Annotated in this window: 5 protein-coding genes; 3 read left to right on the top strand and 2 right to left on the bottom strand. The window is 66.8% G+C overall.

Translation table 11 applies throughout. The features are described 5' to 3' along the window. The first annotated feature begins 36 nt into the window (after nt 1-36). Nucleotides 37-2625, top strand: coding sequence for an FHA domain-containing protein (locus tag AC5Y4D_RS20865; RefSeq protein WP_499942626.1), 2589 nt, complete (start codon nt 37-39; stop codon nt 2623-2625). On the opposite strand, the gene AC5Y4D_RS20870 is transcribed toward AC5Y4D_RS20865, so the two are convergent. Together AC5Y4D_RS20870 and AC5Y4D_RS20875 are read right to left on the bottom strand one after the other, a co-directional pair. Beyond that, on the bottom strand, nt 2626-3321 hold the full coding sequence (locus tag AC5Y4D_RS20870) for a GAF and ANTAR domain-containing protein (RefSeq protein ID WP_499942623.1): 696 nt from the start codon (nt 3319-3321) through the stop codon (nt 2626-2628). A 119-nt stretch (nt 3322-3440) separates the two neighbouring features. Further along, nucleotides 3441-4373: a M48 family metallopeptidase gene (locus AC5Y4D_RS20875; protein ID WP_499942619.1), complete on the bottom strand. Its 933-nt coding sequence runs from the start codon at nt 4371-4373 to the stop codon at nt 3441-3443. Nucleotides 4374-4563: 190 nt separating this feature from the next. On the opposite strand from AC5Y4D_RS20875, the gene AC5Y4D_RS20880 reads away from it, so the two are divergent. Together AC5Y4D_RS20880 and AC5Y4D_RS20885 are read left to right on the top strand one after the other, a co-directional pair. Then, nucleotides 4564-6225 (top strand): class I adenylate-forming enzyme family protein, encoded by a 1662-nt coding sequence (locus AC5Y4D_RS20880; RefSeq protein ID WP_500038121.1) that lies wholly within the window; start codon nt 4564-4566, stop codon nt 6223-6225. Further along, nucleotides 6212-6985: a class II aldolase/adducin family protein gene (locus AC5Y4D_RS20885; RefSeq protein WP_500038115.1), complete on the top strand. Its 774-nt coding sequence runs from the start codon at nt 6212-6214 to the stop codon at nt 6983-6985. The genes AC5Y4D_RS20880 and AC5Y4D_RS20885 overlap by 14 nt, the downstream gene beginning before the upstream one ends. Nucleotides 6986-7027: the final 42 nt, after the last annotated feature.

The raw sequence follows: 7027 nt of genomic DNA on the forward strand, positions 1-7027 counted from the left end.
CTGCAAACGACCAACCTGCCGATACAGTTGTCTGCGATGACCCAGACAGCTGCCCCGCCTGTGTTGACCGTGCGGTATGACGGAGCCGAACGCACCTTCGCAGCAGGCCACGACGTAGTCATTGGGCGTGACTTGCGCGCGGACGTCCGCGTCGCACACCCCCTCATCTCCCGCGTGCACCTGTTGTTGCGGTTTGACCAGGGCCGATGGGTCGCCATCGACAACGGCAGCCTCAACGGGCTGTACGTCAACAACCGACGTGTGCCGGTTGTCGACATACAGGACGGGCAGCGCGTCAACATCGGCAACCCGGACGGCCCGGCACTGGACTTCGAGGTGGGCCGCCGGAGCCAGGGAACGGTGGGGCGCCCGCCGCCGACGACGGCAATGGCGATACCGGCGCGGCCCAGCGGTCCGATTTCCCAACAGAGCGGCCAGAATTGGGGACAGCCGCCGGCGCCCCCGTCGACAGCACGGATGCCCGCGGCGCCGCCGTCGGGACCGCAGCCGCGCTACCCGTCCGGCCCGCAACCGATGCACCCGCAGCAAGGCGGACCGGGTTCGTCGCCGCACATCTACCGTCCCGCCGCCGGAGCGCAGCCGCCGCCGGTGATCGGCCGCACGGCCGACGTGGGCGGCAGGACTTCGATGATGAAGATCCTGCGGCCGGGCAAGGCCGGAGGCGACCTGCCGCCGAACGCCATCAAGATCGGTCGCGCCGACGACAACGACATCGTCATCCCCGAGGTGCTGGCCTCCCGCCACCACGCGACCCTGATCCCGTCGCCCAACGGCATCGAGATACGCGACAACCGCAGCATCAACGGCACCTTCGTCAACGGCACCCGGGTCGAGTCCGCCGTGCTGCGCGACGGCGACGTCGTCACGATCGGCAACATCGACCTCGTCTTCGAGAACGGTGTCCTGTCCCGTCGCGAAGAGAGCCTGCTCGAAACCCGTACCGGCGGACTGGACGTGCGCGGGGTGACGTGGACGATCGAGGGCAACAAGACGCTGCTGGACAACATTTCGATCACCGCACGCCCCGGGATGCTCACCGCGGTCATCGGTCCTTCCGGTGCGGGCAAGTCGACCTTCGCCAAGCTGGTCGCCGGCTACACCCACCCGACCAGCGGCACGGTGGCCTTCGAGGGCCACAACGTGCACGCCGAATACGCCTCGCTGCGCAGCAGGATCGGGATGGTGCCGCAGGACGACGTGGTGCACGGTCAGCTGACTGTGCGTCAGGCTCTGATGTACGCCGCCGAGCTGCGCCTGCCCCCGGACACCACCAAGGAAGACCGCGAACAGGTGGTCGCCCGGGTGCTCGAGGAACTCGAGATGACCAAGCACCTCGAGACCCGCGTCGACAAGCTGTCCGGCGGTCAGCGCAAACGCGCCTCGGTGGCGCTGGAATTGCTCACCGGTCCGTCGCTGCTGATCCTCGACGAGCCGACCTCGGGTCTGGACCCGGCCTTGGACCGGCAGGTCATGACGATGCTTCGGCAACTGGCCGACGCCGGGCGTGTGGTCCTGGTCGTCACCCACTCGCTGACCTACCTCGACGTCTGCGACCAGGTGCTGTTGCTGGCGCCGGGCGGCAAGACCGCGTTCTGCGGGCCGCCGAGCCAGATCGGCCCGTCGATGGGCACGACCAACTGGGCTGACATCTTCAGCACCGTCGCCGACGACCCGGACGGGGCCAAGGCCCGGTACCTGGAACGCACCGGTCCGCCACCGCCAGTGCCGCCCACCGAGCAACCCGCCGAGTTGGGTGAGGCGGCGCATACCAGCCTGCTCCGGCAGTTCTCCACGATCGCCCGACGTCAGCTGCGGCTGATCATCTCCGACCGCGGCTATTTCATCTTCCTGGCGATATTGCCGTTCATCATGGGTGCGCTGTCCATGTCGGTGCCCGGTGACGTCGGTTTCAATGCCCCGAACATGGCCCCACCCAATCCGAGTGACGCTCCCACCGAGCCGGCTCAGATCTTGGTGCTGCTCAATGTCGGTGCGGTGTTCATGGGCACGGCGCTGACCATCCGCGACCTGATCGGCGAGCGGGCGATCTTCCTCCGAGAACAGGCGGTGGGCCTGTCCACCACCGCCTACCTGCTGGCCAAGGTCTGCGTGTACACCGTCATGGCGCTGGTCCAGTCGGCGATCGTGACCATCATCGCGCTCCTCGGCAAGCCCGGACCCAAGGTGGACGCCTCGGTGCTGGGCAGTGCCGCGCTGGAGCTCTATGTCGACATCGCGGCAACCACGGTCGCGTCGGCCATGCTCGGATTGGTGTTGTCGGCCGTCGCCAAGTCCAACGAGCAGATCATGCCGCTGCTCGTGGTGGCAGTCATGTCGCAGCTGGTGTTCTCCGGCGGCATGATCCCGGTGACCAACCGGATGGGCCTGGACCAGATGTCGTGGGTCACCCCGGCGCGATGGGGCTTCGCGGCGTCGGCCTCCACCATCGACCTGACCACGTTGTGTCCAGTGCCGCAGGTGCCGAAGGACTCGCACTGGAAACACACCGCGGGCGCCTGGATCTTCGACATGGCGATGCTTGTGGTGCTGAGCATCTTCTACCTGGGCTTCGTGCGCTGGAAGATCCGGCTGAAGAGCGGCTGATCACTCGGCGGTGCCGCCACCGCGGGTGTCGATGACCCGTTGCGCGATGTCGACGAGCTTGGAGTTGCTCTCCTGGGACAGGGCGCGCAGCATCTCGAACGCACGTACCTCGTCGACGTTGTAGCGCTCCATGATGATGCCTTTGGCCTGCCCGATGCGGTCTCGGGTGGACAGCGCCGCCTGCATGTTCTCGTCCTGGCGTCCGGCCAGGATCGCCGCGGCGGCATGCGCCGCGAGCACGGTGCCGATGGTTTCCGCTTCGGCGTCCCAGACGCCGGCTTCGAACCCGAAGAGGTTCAGCGCGCCCGCGGTGCGTTCGGCGGTGTAGAGCTTGAAGGACAACCCACTGAGCACGCCGAGTTCGAGGGCAGCCGGCGAGTACTGCGGCCAGCGTTCTTCGGTCCGGAAATCGTCGGTCCGCACGATCGTGTCGTGTAGCGCGGCCTGATAGCAGGGGCCCTCTTGGAAGCGGTGTTGCAGTTCGTCGAGTTTTTCGGGCAGCTCGGTGACATCGCCGAGCGATTCGAAGGTGCCGCCGCGGTGGACCAGCAGCACTCCGGCCGTGTCGGCGCCGGGTATCAGCTCCACAGCAGCCGCGGTGACGTCGCTCAGAATCTGCTCGATGGTGCGCGGCGTGGCTATGGTCTGCGCCAACTTGGCCATGCGCACGGCCAGGTCATGCTTGTCCGAAGTCATGCTGATATGTCTACCCGTTGGTGCGCTCCGCTGACCGGTGCGTCCCGACGACTACCGAGCGACGCCGTCGCGTGGCGCCGCTCGGCAGCCCGGACCCGACCCGGTCTGGTGTTATCGGGCTAGCGCGCCCAATTGCCGTGCTGCGGTGCCGTCCAGTGGGTCGGCTGAAGGGCGGCTTGCTTGGGGCGGAGGAACAGCGAGCCGGCGGCGGAGCGATTGCGCAGGGCCGATGCCCGCCAGGTGTTGACCGGGTGGGAGGCCATCATGTTGGAGAGCCACACGAAAAACCCCGTCTCCGTGCTGGCCCGGTCGGCCATCCCGTCGAAGTCCACCCAGCGCAGCAGGTACTTACCGGCGCTGAGCACCCCGATGGCGCGGCGGGCGCCCTCCGGGCGGAACGCGTAGCCGTAGTTGTCGGCGGTGTATTCCATCGACCGGGACAGCGCCTGACCGAGGAACGGAACCTTCATGGCCAACTGGCTGAGCTGTCGCCAGTAGGAGGCGTGCCCAGCCGCGATGTGTCCGACCTCGTGACCGATCACGAAAGCCAGCGCCTCGGGGTCGCGAGCCTGGCCGCCGACCTCGAACAGGTCGCTGTACACCACCACATACCGGCGGAAGCCGTGGCCGCTGGCGAACGCGTTGATCTGTCCGTTGCCCAAGACGACGTAGGCGTCCGGGACTTCGGTCAGACCGAACCGCTGTGCCGCTTCGACGACCAGCCAGTAGCCTTCCGGAAACTGGGTGGGCGACATTTTGACGCCGTTGGTGCGTTGCCGGCCGTAGTTCAATCCTCGGCCCAGGAACAGCGCCAGCGGCGTGGCAAGCACCGAAAGCCACAGCAGACTGGTCTTGCCGGATACCACTACGGCAATCGCGATCAGGTAGAGAACCACGCTGGTCAAGATGACCAGGACCAGCAGACCGATCTCCCACGGGTGGCGAACCGGCTGATCGCGGTAGCCGACTGGGCCCGATGCTGGTCCGGGCGGCGCATGGTGCGATCCGGGGAAATGGGCGTGATGGTGTGCCGGCGAGTCGACAATGGCCATGACGGTGCCTGAACTCCTGTATGAGGTCAGCCCGCTCCCGGTTGGTGGCGGGCCACATCAGACTTCGGCAACGGTCTTAAAGGATTCTCTATAAATCCTTGGAGCCCGATAAATTCACCGGTCAGAAAGTTGAACCTGGATGCGCCTCCGGGACCACCAGCCCCGGACGTCGTTTCCTATCATCATGGCTATGCACGCCAGCGCGTTGACGATGGCGCGATCGCCCGCGTACGCGGCTGCAGACGCGGCCCGCTACCGCGCGGCGGGCTGGTGGTCGGATACGACGCTGTCCGAAGCGGTGCGCGGTCACGCACAGCACTCGCCGGAGCGCACGGCGTACCTCGACTCGCGGCAGGACCGTGCGGCAGCGGCGCTGACGTGGCACGAATTCGACGCCGCGGCAACCGCTTTGGCTGGACGGCTGGTCGCCTGCGGGGTCCGGCCCGGCGACCGGGTCGCGGTGTGGCACGGTGATTCGGCGGCCATCCACGTGTTGTTCGTCGCCGTCGAACGCTGCGGCGCCGTCGTGGTCGGCATCGGCGCGCGCGCCGGCGTGCGGGAAGGCGCACATCTGTTGCGTGCCACGCAGCCCACGTTGCTGATCAGCGATCCGCCGCGCGGGGCGGCAGCGACTGATGCGGCCACCATGGTGGGACTGCCGGTGCTGATCCTGCGCCCCGACCTGCGTCTGGACCCGGACGTGCGCCCCGGTGCCGTCGAGGCTGCCGCTCAGTTGGGACCCGACGACGTCTTTCTGATCAACTCGACCTCCGGGACCACCGGACTACCCAAGTGCGTGGTGCACACCCAGAACCGTTGGCATTACTTTCATCGGAAGGCCGTCGCCCACGGGCTGCTGACCCCCGACGACGTAATCCTGCCGGTGATCCCGATGCCGTTCGGATTCGGAATATGGACCAGCCACACCACCCCGATTCACCTGGGTGCGACCACGGTGATCCTGGAGCGGTTCACCACCGCTGCGGTGTACGAAGCGATAGCCCGATACCGTGTCACCGTATTATGTTGTGTCAGTACGCAATTGACGATGCTGATGGCGGACCCGGATCGCCGGGGGCACGACATGAGCTCGCTGCGGGTGGTCTTCACCGGCGGCGAGGCGCTGCCGTACCGGCCCGCTGCGGAGTTCGAAGACCTCAGCGGCGCCCAAATCCTGCAGTTCTATGGCTCCAACGAGACCGGAGTGCTCAGCGGGACCACGCTGCACGACCCGCAGCAACAACGCCTGCGAACCGGCGGCCGGATCATCCCGGAAATGTCGGTACGTCTTTTCGACGGTGACCTCGACGTCACCCACACGGGCCGCGGCCAGCCCGCTTGCCGGGGCCCGGCGACCAGCCTCGGGTACCTCAGCGGGTTGGAAGGCGGTTTGGAAGGCGGATTGGAAGGCGGTACCGACCACGACGAATTGTTCACCCGCGACGGTTGGATGCGGATGGGCGACATCTGCGAGATCGACGCCGACGGCTACCTGACAGTCACCGGACGAACCTCGGACTTCATTCTGCGGGGCGGCAAGAACATCAGCGCCGCCCAGGTCGAAGACGCCGCCATGACCCATCCGGCACTCGCGGGGGCGTCGGCGGTTGCCATGCCCGATCCGCTGTTCGGCGAAAAGGTCTGTCTCTACGTCGAACTCGTCGGCCGCCGTCGCCTCGAACTGAGCGACCTCGTCGAACATCTACTGGCGCTGGGAGTCTCGAAGGAATTGCTGCCGGAGCGGCTCGTGGTAGTCGGCGAGCTTCCGCGCTCGTCCGGGGGTAAGGTCGCCAAAGGCCAGCTCCGCGAGGATATCCGAAGCAGGATGGAGGCCGCCGATGAATGCTCCTGACGCACGCCGGGGCGGACTGGAAGTGTGGGCGCCCTCGGTGGTGCCGCCGATCGGCGTCGACCTGTCCGACGAACAGGCGCTGGCGATAGCCTTCCGCCACCTCGCGTCCATCGGGTTCGCCGAGAACATGGCCGGTCACATCACCTGGCAACCCGACGAGCAGAGCGAGATGCTGGTCAACCCCTGGGGGTTGTGGTGGCAGGAACTCACCGCCTCCGACATCTGCACGGTCGACGCCGACGCGCGGGTGATCCGCGGCCGCTGGGACGTCACCCCGGCCATCCACATCCACACCGAACTGCACCGGGTACGCGACGACGCTCGGGTCGTCATCCACAACCACCCGTACTACGTGTGCGTGCTGGCGGCTCTGGGCCGGCTGCCCGAACTCGTCCATCAAACCGGTGCGTTGTTCCTGGACGATCTGTGCCTCGTCGAGGATTACGACGGGGAAGTCGACAACCCCTCTCGCGCAGCCGATCTCGCCGCACACATCGGCGGGGCGAATCTGACGATCCTGGCCAACCACGGGGTCATCGCCACCGGACGCACCCTGCCCGAAGCCGTCTACCGCGCGGCGTCGATCGAGCGGGTGTGCAAGCTGGCCTACGACGTCCTGCTGACCGGCAGATCGCCGTCGGAGATGAAGTGGTCGGACATGAAGGGCATGCAGGCCTCGCTGATCGAACGTGCCGCCGTCGTCTACTGGGCGGGAGCAGCACGCATGACGATCAAAGCCGACCCCGATGTGCTCACCTAACCCTGCGCGAGCAGACGCAAAAGCACCCAATTCTTACCGAAT

The sequence above is a fragment of the Mycobacterium sp. NGS67 genome (genome assembly GCF_059812185.1).

Coding starts and splice junctions, on each gene's coding strand:
- AC5Y4D_RS20885 (WP_500038115.1), top strand. CDS start 6,212: ATGAATGCTCCTGACGCACGCCGGGGCGGACTGGAAGTGTGGGCGCCC.
- AC5Y4D_RS20870 (WP_499942623.1), bottom strand. CDS start 3,321: ATGACTTCGGACAAGCATGACCTGGCCGTGCGCATGGCCAAGTTGGCG.
- AC5Y4D_RS20865 (WP_499942626.1), top strand. CDS start 37: ATGACCCAGACAGCTGCCCCGCCTGTGTTGACCGTGCGGTATGACGGA.
- AC5Y4D_RS20875 (WP_499942619.1), bottom strand. CDS start 4,373: ATGGCCATTGTCGACTCGCCGGCACACCATCACGCCCATTTCCCCGGA.
- AC5Y4D_RS20880 (WP_500038121.1), top strand. CDS start 4,564: ATGCACGCCAGCGCGTTGACGATGGCGCGATCGCCCGCGTACGCGGCT.